This is a genomic window from Allobosea eneae (assembly GCF_042657265.1).
Classification (GTDB): Bacteria; Pseudomonadota; Alphaproteobacteria; order Rhizobiales; family Beijerinckiaceae; genus Allobosea; species Allobosea eneae.
On record NZ_JBHSLW010000002.1, the window covers coordinates 48,108 to 65,958 of the forward strand.

General features: G+C 67.9%; 9 protein-coding genes. 7 read left to right on the forward strand and 2 right to left on the reverse strand.

Annotated features, from left to right (window positions below):
- Positions 1-72: 72 nt before the first annotated feature.
- The 3 genes from ACFPOB_RS00510 (at position 73) to ACFPOB_RS00520 (ending at position 5,444) form a co-directional block, all read left to right on the forward strand.
- Positions 73-1,182 (forward strand): efflux RND transporter periplasmic adaptor subunit, encoded by a 1,110-nt coding sequence (locus tag ACFPOB_RS00510; protein WP_377795030.1) that lies wholly within the window; start codon positions 73-75, stop codon positions 1,180-1,182.
- A complete protein-coding gene (locus ACFPOB_RS00515) occupies positions 1,179-4,253 on the forward strand; it encodes an efflux RND transporter permease subunit (protein ID WP_377795031.1) in 3,075 nt (1,024 codons plus the stop codon). Before ACFPOB_RS00510 ends, ACFPOB_RS00515 begins: the two co-directional genes overlap by 4 nt.
- A gap of 210 nt (positions 4,254-4,463) precedes the next feature.
- Positions 4,464-5,444 (forward strand): tripartite tricarboxylate transporter substrate-binding protein, encoded by a 981-nt coding sequence (locus ACFPOB_RS00520; RefSeq protein WP_377795033.1) that lies wholly within the window; start codon positions 4,464-4,466, stop codon positions 5,442-5,444.
- A 66-nt stretch (positions 5,445-5,510) separates the two neighbouring features.
- Here the strand turns inward: ACFPOB_RS00520 and pbpC are convergent, their stop codons facing one another.
- Positions 5,511-7,586, reverse strand: coding sequence for a penicillin-binding protein 1C (pbpC, locus tag ACFPOB_RS00525; RefSeq protein WP_377795035.1), 2,076 nt, complete (start codon positions 7,584-7,586; stop codon positions 5,511-5,513).
- 176 nt (positions 7,587-7,762) lie between these two features.
- Positions 7,763-13,012, reverse strand: coding sequence for an alpha-2-macroglobulin family protein (locus ACFPOB_RS00530; protein ID WP_377795037.1), 5,250 nt, complete (start codon positions 13,010-13,012; stop codon positions 7,763-7,765).
- A gap of 215 nt (positions 13,013-13,227) precedes the next feature.
- Here ACFPOB_RS00530 and ACFPOB_RS00535 point away from each other — a divergent pair, with 215 nt between their 5' ends.
- The 4 genes from ACFPOB_RS00535 to ACFPOB_RS00550 all read left to right on the forward strand — a co-directional run bounded on the left by ACFPOB_RS00535 (position 13,228) and on the right by ACFPOB_RS00550 (position 17,845).
- Complete coding sequence (locus ACFPOB_RS00535) at positions 13,228-14,604, forward strand: S1 family peptidase (RefSeq protein ID WP_377795038.1); 1,377 nt, start codon at positions 13,228-13,230, stop codon at positions 14,602-14,604.
- A gap of 149 nt (positions 14,605-14,753) precedes the next feature.
- On the forward strand, positions 14,754-15,752 hold the full coding sequence (locus tag ACFPOB_RS00540; protein WP_377795039.1) for a tripartite tricarboxylate transporter substrate binding protein: 999 nt from the start codon (positions 14,754-14,756) through the stop codon (positions 15,750-15,752).
- Positions 15,753-15,864: 112 nt separating this feature from the next.
- The gene (locus tag ACFPOB_RS00545) at positions 15,865-16,338 is read left to right on the forward strand and encodes a tripartite tricarboxylate transporter TctB family protein (protein ID WP_377795040.1); all 474 of its coding nucleotides are present in this window, start codon (positions 15,865-15,867) and stop codon (positions 16,336-16,338) included.
- A gap of 10 nt (positions 16,339-16,348) precedes the next feature.
- On the forward strand, positions 16,349-17,845 hold the full coding sequence (locus tag ACFPOB_RS00550; RefSeq protein ID WP_377795041.1) for a tripartite tricarboxylate transporter permease: 1,497 nt from the start codon (positions 16,349-16,351) through the stop codon (positions 17,843-17,845).
- Positions 17,846-17,851 lie beyond the last annotated feature (6 nt).

Sequence of the window (17,851 nt, forward strand, 5' to 3'; positions counted from 1 at the left end):
CCCCTAAAGGGCTCTTATCAAACTAGACCGTCCAGTCTAAATTAAGCGCGTGATACCGGAGCGTCCAGCCTGATGAAGCGTTTTCTCCTCCTTGTTCTGATCGCCGGGCTGGCGGGTGGCGGGTATTACGGTTACCGCTATCACTACAATGCGCCCAATCAGCAGGCGAAGGCGCAAGGCGCCGCCGGCGCGCAGAACGCTGCGATTCCGGTCGAAGTGGGCACGATCGAGCTCACCTCCGTCGCCGAGGAAGTCGAGGCGCTCGGGACCCTGGCCGCCGACGAATCCGTCGTCATCGCGCCCGAGATCGCCGGCCGGGTCGTCTCGCTCGGCTTCAGGGAAGGCGAGCGAGTCGCCAAGGATCAGCCGCTGGTCATGCTCGATACCGCGATCCTCGATGCCGAGCTGAAGCAGGCGCAGGCCGATCTCTCGCTCGCCCGCGACACTTATGACCGCAACCGCTCGCTGGTCCAGCGCGGGGCGGGAACGCAGGTCGCGCTCGAGCAGGCGACGGCGCAGCTCGCCTCGCAGGAGGCGCGCCTGCAACTCGCCCAGGCCAAGCTCGCCTTCGCGACGATCAAGGCGCCGTTCAGCGGCGTGGTGGGGCTGCGTTCGGTGGGCGTCGGCGACTTCGTCTCCATCGGCAAGCCGCTGATCACGCTGACCAATATCGATCCGATCAAGGTCGATTTCCGCGTGCCGGAGATCTACCTGACCCAGCTCAAGGTCGGCCAGCCGATCCAGCTCAAGGTCGATGCCGTGCCCGAAAAGCCCTTCGCCGGCAAGATCTTCGCGATCGATCCGGTGGTCGACGTCAATGGCCGCGCCGTCAAGCTGCGCGCCACCATTCCCAATGCCGATCTCGTGCTGAAGCCCGGGCTGTTCGCCCGCGTCACCATCATGGTCGACAAGCGCGAGAACGCGCTGGTCGTGCCGGAGACGGCGGTTGTCCCGGATGGTCTCAGCAAGACCGTCTTCATCATCGAAAACGGCAAGGCCAAGCGGATGCCGGTGGAACTCGGCAAGCGTCTGACCGGCAAGGTCGAGGTGGTCAAGGGCCTTAAACCCGGCATGCAGATCGTCACCGCCGGGCAGATGCGCCTGCGTGAGGGCGCGACCGTCTCGATCAAGGAACGGACCGTGGTCCAGACCAGCTCGCTGCCGGGCGCCGTGCAACGATGAGCCTGTTCGAGCTCTTCGTCCGCCGGCCGGTCCTCTCGACCGTCCTCAGCCTGCTCGTCGTCCTGATCGGCTTCGTTTCCTATACGCGCCTGACGGTGCGCGAATACCCGAACATCGACGAGCCGATCGTCTCGGTGCAGACGACCTATCGTGGCGCCAGCGCCGAGATCATCGAGACGCAGGTCACGCAGATCCTGGAGAACTCGATCGCCGGCATCGAGGGCATCGAGATCATCAACTCGACCAGCCGCCAGGAGCGCAGCCAGATCTCGGTGCGCTTCCGGCCGGACGTCGATCCCGACGTCGCCGCTTCCGACGTGCGCGACCGCGTCAGCCGCGTGCGCGGCCGCATGCCCGACGAGATCGACGAGCCGATCATCGCCAAGGTCGAGGCCGACGCCCAGCCGGTGATGTACCTGTCGCTGACCAGCGCGCGGCACTCGCCGCTGGAGCTGACCGATTTCGCCGACCGTTTCATCGCCGACCGTGTCCAGAACATCACCGGCGTCGCCGAGGTCCGCATCCTAGGCCAGCGCCAATACGCCATGCGCATCTGGCTCGATCGCGCCCGGCTCGCCGCCTACAACATCACCGTCCAGGAGATCGAGGCGGCGCTGCGGGCCCAGAACGTCGAGATTCCCTCCGGCCGGATCGAGAGCAACGACCGCGAATTCACGGTGCTCTCGCAGACCAGCCTGAACACGCCCGAGCAGTTCCGCGAGATCACGGTCAAGGACGCCAACGGCTTCCCGGTCAAGCTGCGCGACATCGCCAAGGTCGAGCTCGGCGCCCGCGAGGAGCGCAACGCCGCCTGGTTCCGCGGCAATCCGTCGGTGACGATCGGAATCGTCAAGCAGGCGACGGCCAATCCGCTCGACGTTTCCTCCGGCGTGGTCACCGCACTGCCGAGCATTCGCGAGGACCTGCCGGACGGCATGGCTATCGCAACCTCCTACGACACCTCGATCTTCATCGATCGCTCGATCAAGGCGGTCTACACCACGATCGGCGAGGCGGTCGTCCTCGTCGTCCTGATCATCTTCCTGTTCCTGCGCTCGTTCAGGGCGACGCTGATCCCGCTCGTCACGATCCCGGTCTCGCTGATCGGCGCCTTCGCGCTGATGTATGCGATGGGCTTCACGGTCAACACGCTGACCCTGCTCTCGATGGTGCTCGCCATCGGCCTCGTCGTCGACGACGCGATCGTCGTGCTCGAGAACATCCACCGTCACATCGAGGACGGCATGGAGCCGACCAAGGCCGCGATCAAGGGCATCAACGAGATCGCCTTCGCGGTCGTCGCGATGACGCTGACGCTGGTGGCGGTCTATGCGCCGATGGCGTTCTCGACCGGGCGCACCGGCAAGCTCTTCGTCGAGTTCGCGCTGACGCTGGCCGGCGCGGTGCTGGTCTCCGGCTTCGTCGCGCTGACGCTGACGCCGATGATGTGCGCCAAGCTGCTGAAGCACCACGAGAAGCACAACTGGCTCTACAATATCCTGGAGCGCTTCTTCGAGGCATTGTCCAGCGGCTATCGCAGCTCGCTGCGCTTTGCGCTGTCGATCCGGCCTGTGATCGTGCTGCTCGCGCTGCTCGTCGCCGGCGGCAGCTGGTGGTTCTTCACCAATCTGCGCTCCGAGCTCGCCCCGGTCGAGGATCGCGGCACGATCACGGCGATCGGCGTGGCGCCGGAAGGCGCGACCATGGCCTTCACCGCCGATTATGCAAGGCGGGTCGAGGACTATTTCAGCAAGATCCAGGAAGTGGAAACCTATCTGGTCATCGTCGGCTTTCCCGACGTGACGCGAGCGATCGCCTTCGCACGCCTGAAGCCCTGGGAAGAGCGCCAGCGCAAGCAGCAGAATCTCGTCGCCGAGATCAACAGGGGTCTGTCGCAGATCCCCGGCATCCGCCTGTTCGCGACCAACCCGCCCTCGCTCGGCCAAGGCGGCGCCAACAGCAAGCCGGTCGAGTTCGTGCTGCGCTCCTCCGATCCTTACGTCACGATCAAGGAGAACGTCGACAAGCTGATCGCCGAGGTCCAGGGCCATCCGGCGCTGACCAATATCGAGACCAACCTCATCCTCGACAAGCCGCAGATCAAGGTCTCGATCGATCGCCAGCGCGCCGCCGATCTCGGCGTCGGCGTCGACGTGATCGGCCGCACCATGGAGACGCTGCTCGGCGGCCGCCAGGTGACCCGCTTCAACATGAACGGCGAGCAGTACGACGTCATGCTCCAGGTCGCCGGGGCCGAACGCAGCACGCCGCAGGCGCTGCAGTCGATCTATCTGATCGGCCGCGGCGGCCAGGCGGTGCAGCTCTCCAGCCTCGTCCAGATCGAGGAGAACGTCGCGCCCAAGGAGCTGATCCGCTTCAACCAGTTGCGCTCGGCGACGATTACGGCGGTGCCGGGGCCGGGCTATTCGCTCGGCGACGCCCTCAACGTGCTCGAGCAGGGGGCGGCCAAGGTGCTGCCGGCCTCGTTCCAGACCGACTATTCCGGCCAGAGCCGCGAGTTCAAGCAATCGGGCGCCAGCATCTTCCTGGTGTTCCTGCTGGCGCTGGGCTTCATCTATCTGGTGCTGGCGGCGCAGTTCGAGAGCTTCGTCGATCCCATCGTGATCATGGTCTCGGTGCCGCTCTCGATCACGGGCGCGCTCGCCGCGCTCTATTTCGCCGGCGGCACGCTCAACGTCTACAGCCAGATCGGCCTGATCACCCTGGTCGGCCTGATCACAAAGCACGGCATCCTGATCCTCGAATTCACCAACCAGCTGCGCGAGGAGGGGCACGAGATGATCGACGCCCTGGTCGATGCGGCGGAACTGCGCCTGCGGCCTATCCTGATGACGACGGGCGCGATGGTGCTCGGCGCCGTGCCGCTGGCGCTGGCGGAAGGGGCCGGCGCCGAGAGCCGCTCGCAGATCGGCTGGGTGATCGTCGGCGGCATGACCTTCGGCACGCTGCTCACGCTCTATGTCGTGCCGGTCGCCTACAGCTACATGGCGCGAAGCAAGCACGGCTCGCGCCACGCCCCGGCCGAGGCCCATCCGCAGCCGGCGGAGTAGCACCTGCGCCATGTCTCGGCATGGTTGGGTTTGTCCCGACCATGCACCTCTTCGGCGCACATGCTTTCTGCTCCGGGTAGAGGATATCCGGATAGCCCTTAGCGGAAACCTCTATTCGCTTTCGCCGCCGCCCGGCGCTAACCGTCGCGGCGGCGGTGCCCAATGAGCGAGAACTCAGGTGCCGCCCGTGACAAGAACGGGAGGAACGGCATGAGGATTGGTTTCTGGCTCAAGGCTGCGGCGTTCGCCGCCTGCATGACGAGCGCGACTGCGCAGGCGCAGACCTTCCCCAGCAAGCCGGTCACCATGCTGATCCCGTTTGCGGCCGGCGGGCCGACTGACGTGGTCGGGCGCCTCGTCGGCGAGCATATGAGCCGCACGCTCGGCCAGCCGGTGATCATCGAGAACGCGGTCGGTGCCGCCGGCACGCTCGCCGGGCAGCGCCTGATGGCCTCACCCGCCGACGGTCATGTCATCCTGATCGGCCATACCGGCACGCATGCTGCGGCCGTCTCGCTCAACCCGAACCTGAAATACCGGCCGGTCGAGGATTTCGCAGCCGTGGGGCTGGTGAACACCAATCCGATCTTCCTGACCGTGCGCAAGACCCACCCGAGCGTCACGCTCAGCGAGTTCGTCACCTGGGTGAAGGCGAACGAGAAGGCGGCCAGCAACGCCCATGCCGGTGTCGGCTCGGTCAGCCACACCACCTGCCTGCTCTTCAACACCGTCGTCGGGGTGAAACCGAACGGCGTGCCCTATCGCGGCACCGGCCCGGCGATGAACGACCTCGTCGCCGGCCAGGTCGATTATCTCTGCGACCAGGCGGTCAACGTCGCCCCGCAGCACCGCGCCGGCACGATCAAGACGCTCGCCGTCGCCTCGAACGCCCGCGCCACGGCCCTGCCGGACGTGCCGACCAGCACCGAGGCCGGCGTGCCCGGCTTCAAGGTCGAGGTCTGGAACGCGATGTTCGCGCCGAAGGACACGCCCGCGCCGATCGTCGCCAAGCTGAACGGAGCGCTGAAGGCGGCGCTCGCGGATGCGACGGTCAAGGCCAAGCTCAACGAGCTCGGCGCCGAAATCCCCTCGGCCGAATTGCAGGAGCCGGCCGGCCTACGCAAATTCGTCGGCGCCGAGATCGCGCGCTGGGAGCCGATCATCAAGGCGAGCGGCGTCAAGATCGAGTGAGGGCTGCTTTGGTTATCGCATTTTCTTCACGCGAACCGGTAGCCACTTCGCTCGAAAATGCTCTGGCTACTGCAGCCTGACCGAGACGCTCTCGCTGGCGCCGGCGGCATCGATCACTGAGATCCGGACAAAACCCTTGCCGGGCGGCTGCCAGGCCGCCTCGCGGCGCTTCACCGCCGCCACCACGGGCGCGCCGTCGACCAGCCAGGTGAAGGGCGCGATGCCGCCGGTGACCTTGAGATTGAGCTGCGGAGCGCCATCGACCCCGGAGGCAGCGAGATCGATCTTCGCGCCTTCGGGCGGGAAGGCGAGCTTGAGGGCGGGCGTCGCCAGCGCCGCGACGGTCTTCGGCACGTCCTGGCGCAAATGCCGGAGCGGTGGCGGCAGCGCCGCGCTGCTGGCGGCGATCGTGCCGGGCGGCTGCACGAAGGGGCGCGGATCGAGGCCGATGCGGGCGAAGGCGTCGAACAGGATCGGCGCCGCGACGACGCGACCGACGAGGCCCGGCACCGCGCCATTGTCGGGCCGGCCGACCCAGACCCCGATCGTGTGCTTGCGGTCGAAGCCGACCGCCCAGGCGTCGCGATAGCCGTAGGAGGTGCCGGTCTTGTAGGCGATCCTCCCCGGCGGGGCGTTGAGCGGCGGCGGCGCGCCGAGCAGCGTATCGGCGACATACCAGGCGGCGACCGGCTCGACGAGGCGCAAGGGCGGCTCGGCCAAGCCACTCGCCGGCTTCACATGCAGCGGCACGACCTCGCCGCCGCGGGCGAGGGCGACATAGAGCCTGGTCAGGTCGGAGAGGGTGATGCCGAGGCCGCCGAGGCCAATGGCGAGGCCGGGCGCGCCGCCATCCCGGGGCATGGCGACTGCGGCGCCGGTATCCTTCAAGCGCGACAGGAAGCGCTGCGGGCCCACAGCCGAGAGCAGTTCGACCGCCGGCAGGTTGAGCGAGAGCTGCAGCGCCTTGCGGGCGCTGACCATGCCCTGGAAGCCGAGATCGAAATTCTCGGGGACATAGAGGCCGTAGCGGGTCGGCCGGTCCTCCAGCATGGTCTCGGGATGGGCGAGGCCGTTGTCGAAGGCGAGCGCGTAGATGAAGGGCTTCAGCGCCGAGCCGGGCGAGCGCAGCGCCTGTGTCAGGTCGAGCGAGCCGGCGCGCCCGGCGTCGAAATAATCGACGCCGCCGACCGAGGCGCGGATCTCGCCGGTCTCGTTGTCGGCGACGAGGATGGCGATCGAGAGCTGCGGGCCCTGGCCGATGGCGCGCTCGCGGGCGAGCTGCTCCAGGCTCGCCTGCCAGCGCGCATCGATGGTCAGCCGCTGACTGCGCTGCTCGGGAGCCTCGGCGACGACCTGCTCGGCCGTGTGCGGCGCGAGATTGGGGAAAGGCTTGCGCGCAGTCGGCACCGGCTCCTCGCGCGCGGCGGCGACCTCGTCCGGCGTCGCGAGCCCTGCCGCTTCGACGCGAGCGAGCACGCGCTCGCGGGCCTTGCGCGCAATCTCCGGAAAGCGGTCGGGCCGGCGCGTCTCCGGCGATTGCGGCAGGGCGACGAGAAGCGCCGCTTCGGCGGTCGAGAGCCGCTTCGGCTCCTTGCCGAAATAGGCGAAGCTCGCGGCGCGCACCCCTTCGAGATTGCCGCCGAATGGGGCGAGGATGAGGTAGAGGTTGAGGATTTCGGTCTTGCTGAAGCGCCGTTCTAGCTCGATCGCGCGCACTGCCTGCCGCAATTTGGCCGAGAGCGAGCGCTCCTGGCGCGGTTCGAGCAGGCGGGCGACCTGCATGGTCAGGGTCGAGCCGCCGGAGACAATGCGCCCATTCGCCAGCATCTGCCCGGTGGCGCGCAGTGCGCCGAGCGGGTCGATGCCGGCGTGGCCGTCGAAGCGCTTGTCCTCGAAAGCCTTGAGCATAGAAAGGTAGCGTGGATCGACGTCATCGGCGCCGACCGGCAGCTTCCAGCGCCCGTCCGCGGTGACGAAGGGGCGCAGCAGCTTGCCCTCGCGATCGAGAACCACGGTCGAGCGGTCGCGGGCGGCGGCGAAATCGAGCGGCGGGAGGGTGGAGGCGTACCAGACGAGGGAGGCGGCGGTGGCGGCCGTGACGAGCGCTGCTGCTATCGTACCCCGCAACGCCCATTTTCGCATGAGCGCGGGAGCCCTCCCCACTTGTGGGGGAGGGTTTGGGAGAGGGGTGACTGGGTGAGCGGATTCTTCGCTCTGCACCGTTCCCGGCCGCACGGCTGACTACCCCCCTCTCCATCTCTCCCCCACAAGGGGGGAGAGAAGCGCGTTTCCCGCGCTGTTCGAGCTTGGCATCGCCGTCACCGTGCCGACGTGATCTCGATCGTGCCGAAGCCCGTCCGGCCGAAACGATCCGGCCTGTACATGTCCTCGATCACTGCCGCCGGCGCGACATAGCGGCCGGGCGAGACGGCCCGGGCGATATAGGCGACCGTGTAGCTCAGCGGATCGTTCTTGCCGCCGCTGCGCTCGAAGGCGGCGACGAAGCGGTCGTCGCGCGCCTCGGTGTGAACCGGCGAGACCTCCTGCTTCAGCCAGTTGAGACCCTCGACCGAGGCGCCTTCGGTCAGCTTGGCATTCTCGATCTCGAGGCCGGCCGGGACGGGATCGACCAGCAGCAGCCGGCCATAGCGCGCCGCCGGCTCGGTCACCTTGAGCGCGACGACATAGCGCTCGTTCTGGCGCAGGCGCGCGGGGTCGACGCGCTCGCCCTTCATGGTGAAGAGCGTGCGCTCCAGTCCGAAGCCCTGGTTAAGCGCCGGCTCCGGTGTCGCCGGGATGCCCGAGACGGTGATCACGGCATTAGCGGAGGCGGTGCCGGGATTGCCGATGACGAGCGGCTTGGCCTCCAGTGACGCCTGCGGGATCGTGCGGTAGAAGGCGCCCTTGCGCTCGGTGCCGTCGACGGTCAGCGACAGGCCCTCGGCATCCTTGGCCATCGCCGCGGCCGCCATCGCCATCCACATGTTCTCCTGCGTCGAGGTGTAGCGCGCATTCTGGCGCGCGTTCTGCACGACGTCGGCAGCGCGGGAGAGATCGGCACGCTCGCCATTGCTCTCGGCGATCAGGGTCAGGATGCCGGCGCCGTCGCGCAGCCGCGAGCCGTAGTCGGGGCGCGAGAGGCCGTCATCGCTCGCCTGCTGCAGCGTTCCCAGTGCGCTGGTGAAGGCGGCCCGGCCGCGGGTGCGGTCGCCGAGCAGCGAGAGCGCGGCGCCGATCTGGGCGCGGGCGAGAGGCGAGCCGAAATCGCCGAGCTTGTTGTCGGCGAGATAGCGCAGATCGCCCATCACCGGCCGCCCGTTGCGGGCGAGGACATAGAGGGCATAGGCGATACCGGCCGCCTCCTCCTTGTTGATCTCGCTGGTGTTGACGACCTGGTTGCGCAGCCGGTCGAGCGCCATGTTGAACGCCGTCTGCGGCACCGCGAACTGGCGTTCGCGGGCGCGGGTCAGGAAGTCGGTGACGAAGGCGTCGAGCCAGAGATCCTCGCCGCCGACACCCCAGAGGCCGAAGGAGCCGTTATTGCCCTGGCGGGCGAGCACGCGTTCGATCGCGGCATTGACGCGCTCGTCGGCGTTGCCGTCGAGCGCCAGCTGCTCCATCGAGGCGAGCCGGTTGACGACGAGCAGCGGCAGCGCCCGGCTGATCGTCTGCTCGGTGCAGCCATAGGGGTAGCGGTCGAGCGCCTTCAGCACCGAAGCGACGTCGAGCGCCGCGACCGGCGAGACCGAGACGGAGACCGCGCCGGAATCGGGCACGAGATCGGCCATCAAATCGGAGGAGACGGTGAGCGAGCCGCCGCCCGGGATCGGGCGGACGATCCGGCGCGCGATCGTCTGGGTCGAGGGCTGCACGCGCACGGCGAGGTTCTGCACCGTGCCGATGCCGTTGGGACCGGTGACCTTGACGTCGAACGAGGCCCGCCCAAGCCCGGCGGCGGTCACGGGAATCGTCAGCGAGCTCTTGGCGCCGGCCGCCATGGTCATGCTGCGGCGGGTCGCATCGGCGGCGACGACGACCGGGCCCTTGACGTCGAGATCGACGAGATAGGAGCCGGCCGGCCCCTCGACATTGTCGATCTGCAGATGGAAGCGCGACTGGTCCCCGAGCGCGAGGAAACGCGGCAGCGTCGCCTGCGCCACGATCTGGTCGCGCACGAAGACGTCGGCGCTGGCCTGGCCGGTGCGGCCGGCGCTCCAGGCCACCGCCATGACGCGGACCGAGCCGTTGAAGGCCGGCAGCTCGAAGTCGACCTTGGCGGTGCCGTCGGGCCCGAGCTTGACCACGCCGGAATAGCGCGCCAGCGGCTCCTGCGTCGGCGCCTCGCCATTGAGCTGCGGAGCGGCGTCGCCGCCGGAGCGGATCGCGCCGCGCACGCCCTGCATGCCGTCGATCAGATAGCCGTAGAGATCGCGCAGCTCATGGCCGAGCTGGCGCTGGCCGAAGAAGTACTTGCTCGGATCGGGGCTCTCGAAGCGGGTGAGGTTGAGGATGCCGATATCGACCGCAGCGACGGTGATGAAGGCGTCCTCGCCTGCTTTCGCGCCGGTGACCTTGACGGGGAGCGACAAGGTCGAGAGCGGGCGCACCAGGTTGGGCGCCCCGAGATCGATCGCGAGGTTGCGTTCGTCCTTGCCGACGCTGAACCAGGCGAGGCCGATGGCGCGGCCGGGCATGCGCTGGGCCGCCGTGTCCATCGGGCGATGGGCGAGCACGACGAGATAGGCGCTGGCGCCCCAGTCCGACTTCGCGGGGATGGTCACGGTCGTGCCATTGGCCGGCACGTCGACGGTGCGGATCTCGGCGACGCGGTCGCTCATCACCGCCAGCGTCGCCTTGCCGGCGAAGCGCGGGGTCAGGCGCACCTGCATGCTCTCGCCATTGGCGTAGGACGGCTTGTCCAGGGCGACGTCGAGCACATCCGGCTGGTCGGCAGTCTTGTCGGTCTCGTAGCCGACATTGAAGGAGACGCTGGTCTCGGTCGCCTCGCCGCCATCGGCGCTGACGTCGAGTCGGTAATTGCCCCATTGCACCGGTGCGGCGATGCGGGCCGGCGCGTTCTCGGCGATGGCGATCTCGCCATCGGCGACACGGCGCGTCGTCTTCACGCCCTCATAGTTCCAGCGGCCGTCCTGATAGAACCACTGATAGTTGCGGCTGACCTTGGACAGCGTCCATTTCAGGCCCTGGCGGGCGATGCGGCGGCCGTCCCCTTGAGCCATGATAACGTCGAAAGTCGCGGTCTGGCCGTTGCCGAGCTCGCCGTCCTTGAAGGCCTTGCGGACGCCGATGGCGGCGCCCTTGGGCACGATCGGCATGGTGACGGAGCGGGCGATGGCGCGCCCGCCGGGCTCGCCGACACGCACCGTCAATTCGACTTCGAGCGGCCGGTTGGTCTCGGGCTGGGCGACCGGATTGGCGATCGTGACCTTGCCGTCGGCACCTGTCTTGGCAGCGTCCTCGAACTCGCTCTGCTGCGGCTCGAAGGCCTCGTCGGTCAGGCCGACCTCATAGCCGGAAAATCCGGGGATCGCGGTCTCGGAGGCCGAGCGCACGGTTATCGAGCCGGTGACGTCGAGATCGGAGCCGGGCGCGCCGTACAGATAGCGGGCGTTGACGTCGATCTCGGCCGGCTCGCCGGCCTGCAGCACCTGCTTCTTCGGTGCGAGGGTCAATTCCAGCCGCTCGGGGACATAATCCTCGACCAGGAAGGAGACCTCGCCGATCGCGGCGCCCTTCGGGTCGGAATAGGCCTGGACGCGCCAGGTGCCGGTCTGGGCGCCGGAGATCAGCGGGATCGAATGGGCCCGCCCGCCGGCGCCCTGGTCCTCGACCTGGCGGCGGCGGTACTCGACGCCGTCCGGCCGCCTGACGACGAGCGTCAGCGGCAGGCCGGCGACGGCGGCGCCTTTGGCGTCGCGCAGCAGCGTCGTCAGATAGACCGTCTCGCCGGAGCGATAGACGCCGCGCTCGGTATAGAGGAAGGCGTCGAGCCCGGCGGGGGCGACGCGACCCTTCACGCCGCGATCGGAGAGATCGAAGGCGGTCTGCTTCAGGTCGAGGAAGCCGTAATCCTCGGCGACGCTGGCGGTGACGAGGCCGGGCGCGTTGCCGCCCTGGCCCTTGCCGAGGGCCGCGTCGAAGCGGGCATAGCCGTTGGCGTCGGAGCGGACGGTCGCCAGCACCTCGTTGTTCCTGGCGATCAGGCGCAGTTCGGCATTGGCGACGGGCGAGGCGTCGGCGAGCGAGCGCACCAGCACATGCACGCCATCGGGCCCGGAGAAGGAGGTCAGGCCGAGATCGGAGACGACGAACCATTGCGTCGCGCGGGTGGTGCCGTCGTAGTCATAGTCGCCATCGCTGTCCGAGGTGCTCGCCGTCTTGCTGGTGCCGGTCGGCTTGGCGAACATCACATAGACGCCGGGCTGAAGCCGGCCGACCGCTTCCAGCACCGGGAAGGCGGTGGTGACGTCCTTGTTGAGCTCGGACTTTACCGACATCGTGCCCTTCCAGACGCTCGAACCCTTGTCCGAGGCGATCTGGCCCGCATTGTAGCTGCCGAGCTGGCTGAGGAAGTCGTCGGAATGGACCGAGCCGATCAGGTTGCGGTCGCCGATACGCATCACTTCGAGGTCAAGACTGTCGGCATTGACCGAGACGACCGGCACGCCCTGCTGGCCGGTGCGCGGCAGCACATAGTTCTTGCCGGTGAAGCGCACGGATGGGGCGCGGTCGCGGACATAGACCTCGTAATCGGCCGATTTCAGCAGCTTCTCGTCGGGAAGCGCCGAGGGCACGCCCTGGCGGATGACGAAGCCGTAGCGCTCGCCATGGCGCAGCCCGTCGACGCAGAGCTGGCGTTCCTCGCCGCTGACGGCAAAGTCGCCCTTGCCGGTGATGGCGACATAAGGCGCGAAATCGACGCGGCCGCGCGCGAGCGGCTCGGAGAACTCGAAGCAGGCGCGCGGGCTCGCCGCGTCGGAATCGACCTTGTTGGAGATGAGGCGGAAGCCGCGCTGGGCCCGCAGCGCCTCGTAATCGCTGCGCAGCGAGGCATTGTCGGCAAGGTCGAGGCTGAGGCGATAGGTGGTCAGCGCCGGGCGCCAGAGCTCGTGCTTCTCGAAGACGCGGGCGAGCACGCCGAGCGAGGAGGCCTCATCCGGGCGCGAGGTCGAGCGCTGATAAGCGAGATAGGCGGCGCTGATCGCCCGCTCGCGCAGTTCGTAGCGCTCGCGATAATCGCGCGGCTCGATGCCGCTCGCCGCCTGCGCCATCAGGCGCCAGCCGCCGGGGTTGGCGGGATCGGCCACGGCCGCTGCGTTGGCGAGCGGCAGGGCAGCGCGGGCGTCGCCGCGATTGAGGGCGGCATTGCCGTCGCGCAGCAAGGTGGCGAAGGGGCGCTGGCCGACCGAGACCTCGCGCTTCAATCGCTCTTCCAGGCGCTGGCCATCGCTGGCGAGATCGGGCCGCACATAGGCCTTCTGGGCGAAAGCGGGTCCGGCGGCGACAGTCAGGCCGAGCAGGAGGGCGAGACGGACGAGATGGCGCATGGCTCGGTCTCCGAAAAGGCAGGCGGCAGGATACTGACTGCGGCAGGCGTCGAGGCGATGACGGGTCATCGCACCGGGCCACGCGAAGCTAGCACCCGGCGCGTCGGGCGCAACTCGGCTTGCGATTGGTTGAGCCCTTCTCGCCTCTTGCCTCCGCGCCAAGGCTGACGCTGAATGGCGCCGCGTTGCGGCGCGGTCTGGATGAGGAGAAGGTCGTGCTCAAGGTTTCCTCTTGGATCGGTATCGCCGGCATGCTCGCCTGCCTCGGTGCCGCGCAGGCACAGCAGCCGGCCGATCCGCGCCTGGCTGCGGCGACGCAGAGCTTTTCCGCGCTGCCCGAAGCCGAGCGTAAGGCGATCCAGTCCGATCTGATCTGGACCGGGCATCTCAACAGCGCCGCAACCGGCAATTTCGGAGCGCTGACCTTTCGCGCCGTGAACAGCTTCAAGGCTGGACGTGGCGAGCCGAACGGGCAGTTGACACCGGCCGAGCGGCAGGAGCTGGCGCGCCTCGCCAGGACGGCGCGCGATGCGGCAGGCTTCGCCGTGATCACCGACCAGCCGACCGGCGTGCGCATCGGCATCCCGCAAAAGCTGCTGCCGAAGCGCGAGGCGACGCCGGCCGGCGGCAGCCGCTGGCAGAGCGCCGACGGCAAGATCACGCTCGATGTCAGCGCCGGCCCGGCGACCGAGCCGCTGCAGGCGATCTTCGAGCGCGCCATCGCGGTCAATCCGAACGTGCAGCGCAAGGTCACCTACAAGCTGCTGCAGCCCACCTTCTTCGTGGTCGCAGGCGAAACGCCGACCGGGAAGTTCTTCAGGCGTCAGTCGCTCGGCCCCTCGGGCTTGCGCGGTTTCTCGGTCGGCTACGACAAGGGCGTCTCCGCGACCTTCGACAAGGTGGTGACCGCCATCGCCGACAGCTTCGAGCCGTTCCCGAGCGGGGCGGCACCGGTTCCCGCGCAGACGCCCGCTGCGCCCGGCGTGCCGCCGGTCGCAAGCGGCCCGGCACAGCCGGCGACCGAGCGCTTCGGCGTCGGTCTCGTCGTCGGCAAGGAGCTGGTGCTGACCGCGCGCGCCGCCGTCGATCCCTGCAAGGGGCTCAAGGTCGGTACGCGTCCGGCGAAATTGCGGGCGCAGGATCAGGCGAGCGGGCTGGCGCTCCTCGACGTGCCCGGGCTGGCGGCCGGTGCTGCACCGGGGCTGCGCGAGGCCGCGCCCGCTGCGAAAGAGGCGGTGGTCGTGCTCGCCTATGACGGAACCGCCGCCACCCGCACCGCGGTCGCGCTGCCGGGAGAAGTGACGAGCGACGCCGTGCTGGCGCCCTTGCAGCCGGGTGGGGCGGGCAGTCCGGTCTTCGACCGGCAAGGGCGGCTTGCCGGGCTGGTCACCGCGAACCCCTCCGACAAGGCCCTGATCGCCGGGGTCGCGCCGCAGCGCAACTACGCTCTCGCCGGCGTCGCGCAACTCAGGGCGATGCTGGAGAAGGGCGATACAAAGCCTGGCGCCGGCGCGGCGGGCGGCGAGCTCAGCACCGGCGCGATCGCCGAGGCGGCCGGCAAGAGCGTCGTGCCGATCGCCTGTGGGCTCTGATGCCCGCTGGCGTGATCGTGCATACAGCATACGAAGATAGTTGCCTGATCGGCGGCAATCGGCTCTGATAAGGCAACTAACAAGAAGGCCGCGCCACCAGGCGAAGAAGCTTTCAAAATTTAAATCGATTGAACGGGAGGAAGACGACAATGAGCAAAATCAGCAGACGTTCGGTTCTGGCGGGTGCAGCCGCAGCCGGCGCGACGGGCCTGATTACGCGCCCGGCGATCGGCCAGGCGAAATGGCCGACGCGGCCGGTCCAGATGATTTGCCCCTGGGGCGCGGGCGGCGGCACCGACGCGGTTGTACGCATCGTCGGCGGCCTGCTAGAGAAGAGCCTTGGCCAGCCCTTCAACGTCGTGAACCGCACCGGTGGTTCGGGAGTCGTCGGCCATTCCGCGATCGCGACGGGCGCGCCGGACGGCTACACGATGGGCATCATCACCTCCGAGATCGCGATGATGCATCATCAGGGTCTGACGCAGCTGACCTTCGCTGACTACACGCCCCTGGCTCAGATGAACTCGGATCCTGCCGGTGTGCAGGTCAAGGCCGACGCGCCCTACAAGGACATCAAGGCCCTCGCCGAAGCGATCAAGGCGGCTCCGGCCGGCAAGCTCAAGGCGTCGGGCACCGGCCAGGGCGGCATCTGGCACCTCGCGCTGATCCAGTGGATGCTCGGCATGAAACTGAAGCCCGACCATGTCTCCTGGGCGCCTTCGAACGGTGCCGCACCGGCCATGCAGGACCTCGCCGCTGGCGGCATCGACCTCGTGACCTGCTCGGTGCCGGAGGCGCGCGCCATGCTGGACGCCGGCCGCGCCCGCTCGCTTGCGATCATGGCGCCCGCGCGTAACCCTCAGTTCAAGGACGTTCCCACCATGCAGGAGACGCTCGGCATCGACGCCGAAGTGGGTTCCTGGCGCGGGATCGGCGGACCGAAGGGCCTGCCCGAGAACGTCCAGAAGGTCATGCGCGAAGAGCTGAAGAAGATCTACGAGTCGAAGGAATACACCGACTTCATGAACTCACGCGGCTTCGCGATGGTCTACAAGGACGGTCCTGATTTCGCGAAGTTCATGGCCGAGAGCGACAAGCAGATGGGCGTCGCGCTGACCGCTGGCGGGCTCGCCAAGAAAGCGTCCTGACATATCGCAGCACCGAAGGCGGCGGCGCGGCGCGTCGCCGCCTTTTTCGTCTTCTCCGACCCGTGACCAGAGCGCCCGGCCACGGCCCCGCCGCTCAGGAAGGCTGGATCCCATGCGCTTCAACGATGCCGTCGTCGGCGCGGTCTTCATCCTGATCGCCGCCGCGATGATCGCGATGACTTTTTCGTTCTCCGCTTTTCCAGGCCAGGAATACGGGCCGAGCCTCTTTCCGCGCATTCTCGGCGCCGGCATCATCGGCTGCTCGGCCCTGCTGATCGTCCGCGGCCTGCGCCAGCGCGCGGCCGGTGGGCGCTGGCTCATGCTCGACGACTGGACCGGCGTACCGCGCCGCGTCGCCTCCTTCGCGTTGATGCTCGGGGCCATGGCGTTCTATCTGGTGGCCTCGGAGCCGCTCGGCTTCATCCCCTGTGCACTCCTGATCCAGCTCATCCTGTTCCTCTGGTTCGGCGTCAGGCCGGTCACGGCCGTGGTGGTCGCCGTCGTCATGACCGGGCTGGTGCACTGGTTCTTCTCGTCGCTGATGCGCGTGCCATTGCCGCGCGGCATCCTCGATAGCGTCCTTTGAGGAGCCGGTTATGAACGCGATCGCGACCGCCTTCGGCCTGGTCTTCGACCCCTATGTGCTGGCCGTCATCATGGGCTCGGCCATGTTCGGCATGTTCGTCGGGGCGATGCCCGGCCTGACCGCGACCATGGCGACGGCGCTCCTGGTGCCGGTTACCTTCTTCATGTCGCCTGTGCCGGCGCTCGGCGCCATCGTCACGGCCACCGCCATGGCGATCTTCGCCGGCGACATCCCGGCGGCGATGCTGCGCATGCCCGGGACGCCGGCATCGGCGGCCTATGCCGACGAAAGCTACGAGATGACCAAGAAGGGTCAGCTCGACCTCTGCATGGGCGTCAATCTCGTGTTTTCCGTGCTCGGCGGCATCTTCGGCGTGATCATCCTGATCGTGCTCGCCCCGGTCCTGGCGGAGGTCGCGATCAACTTCTCGTCCTTCGAATATTTCTGGCTCGCTTGCCTCGGCCTGACCTGCGCGGTCTTCATCGGCACCGGGGATCCGCTCAAGGGCCTGCTCTCACTGTTCATCGGCCTCGCCATCGGCACGATCGGCATCGACCCGGCCGCAGGCCAGCCGCGCTTCACTTTCGGCAATGTCGACCTGCTCTCCGGCATCAACTTCATCCCGACGCTGATCGGCATGTTCGCGGTCTCCGAGCTGCTGCGCGGCGCCGTGACCATGGAGAAAGCCGGCGTCATGGTGCAGCAGAGCATCGGCAACATGTTCGCCGGTCTCGGCGCGGTAACGCGCAAATACTGGAAGAACTTCATCCGCGGCTCGGTGATCGGCACGGTGATCGGCGCCCTGCCGGGCGCCGGCGCCGATATCGCCGCCTGGGTCTCCTATGCCGTCTCGAAGAAGCTCTCGAAGGAGCCGGAGAAGTTCGGCACCGGCCATATCGAGGGCATCGTCGATTCGACCTCGGCCAATAATTCGGCGCTCGGCGGCGCCTGGATCCCGGCGCTGGTCTTCGGCATCCCCGGCGACTCGATCACCGCGATCGTGATCGGGGTGCTCTACATGAAGGGCATGAACCCCGGGCCGACCGTCTTCCTGCAGACGCCGGAGCTGATCTACGCCGTCTTCATCATCTTCATCCTCGCCAACCTCCTGATGTTTCCGCTCGGCTGGGCGGCGATCAAGTCGGCCAAGCAGATCCTGCGGGTGCCCCGCAATATCCTGCTGCCGATCATCCTGATCTTCTGCATGGTCGGCTCATTCGCCATGACCAACTCGCTTTACGGCGTGGTGCTGATGGTGGTGATGGGCCTGTTCGGCTGGCTGCTCGAGGAGCATGGCATCCCCGTCGCGCCGCTGATCCTCGGCCTCGTGCTCGGCGAGATGCTGGAGCAGAACTTCATGAGCTCGATGATCAAGGCGAGCGGCTCCTTCATCGGCTTCATCGACCGGCCGATCGCCGGCACGCTCGGCGTGCTGACCATGCTGCTCTGGGGAGCGATGCTCTGGAAGGCGCTGCCCTTCGGCCGGCGCCAAGCGGTGACGGCGTGAAACGAT

What these genes read in the sequence shown, in the direction of transcription:
- ACFPOB_RS00510 (WP_377795030.1), top strand. Translation starts at nt 73, where the DNA reads ATGAAGCGTTTTCTCCTCCTTGTTCTGATCGCCGGGCTGGCGGGTGGC.
- ACFPOB_RS00515 (WP_377795031.1), top strand. Translation starts at nt 1,179, where the DNA reads ATGAGCCTGTTCGAGCTCTTCGTCCGCCGGCCGGTCCTCTCGACCGTC.
- ACFPOB_RS00520 (WP_377795033.1), top strand. Translation starts at nt 4,464, where the DNA reads ATGAGGATTGGTTTCTGGCTCAAGGCTGCGGCGTTCGCCGCCTGCATG.
- pbpC (WP_377795035.1), bottom strand. Translation starts at nt 7,586, where the DNA reads ATGCGAAAATGGGCGTTGCGGGGTACGATAGCAGCAGCGCTCGTCACG.
- ACFPOB_RS00530 (WP_377795037.1), bottom strand. Translation starts at nt 13,012, where the DNA reads ATGCGCCATCTCGTCCGTCTCGCCCTCCTGCTCGGCCTGACTGTCGCC.
- ACFPOB_RS00540 (WP_377795039.1), top strand. Translation starts at nt 14,754, where the DNA reads ATGAGCAAAATCAGCAGACGTTCGGTTCTGGCGGGTGCAGCCGCAGCC.
- ACFPOB_RS00545 (WP_377795040.1), top strand. Translation starts at nt 15,865, where the DNA reads ATGCGCTTCAACGATGCCGTCGTCGGCGCGGTCTTCATCCTGATCGCC.
- ACFPOB_RS00550 (WP_377795041.1), top strand. Translation starts at nt 16,349, where the DNA reads ATGAACGCGATCGCGACCGCCTTCGGCCTGGTCTTCGACCCCTATGTG.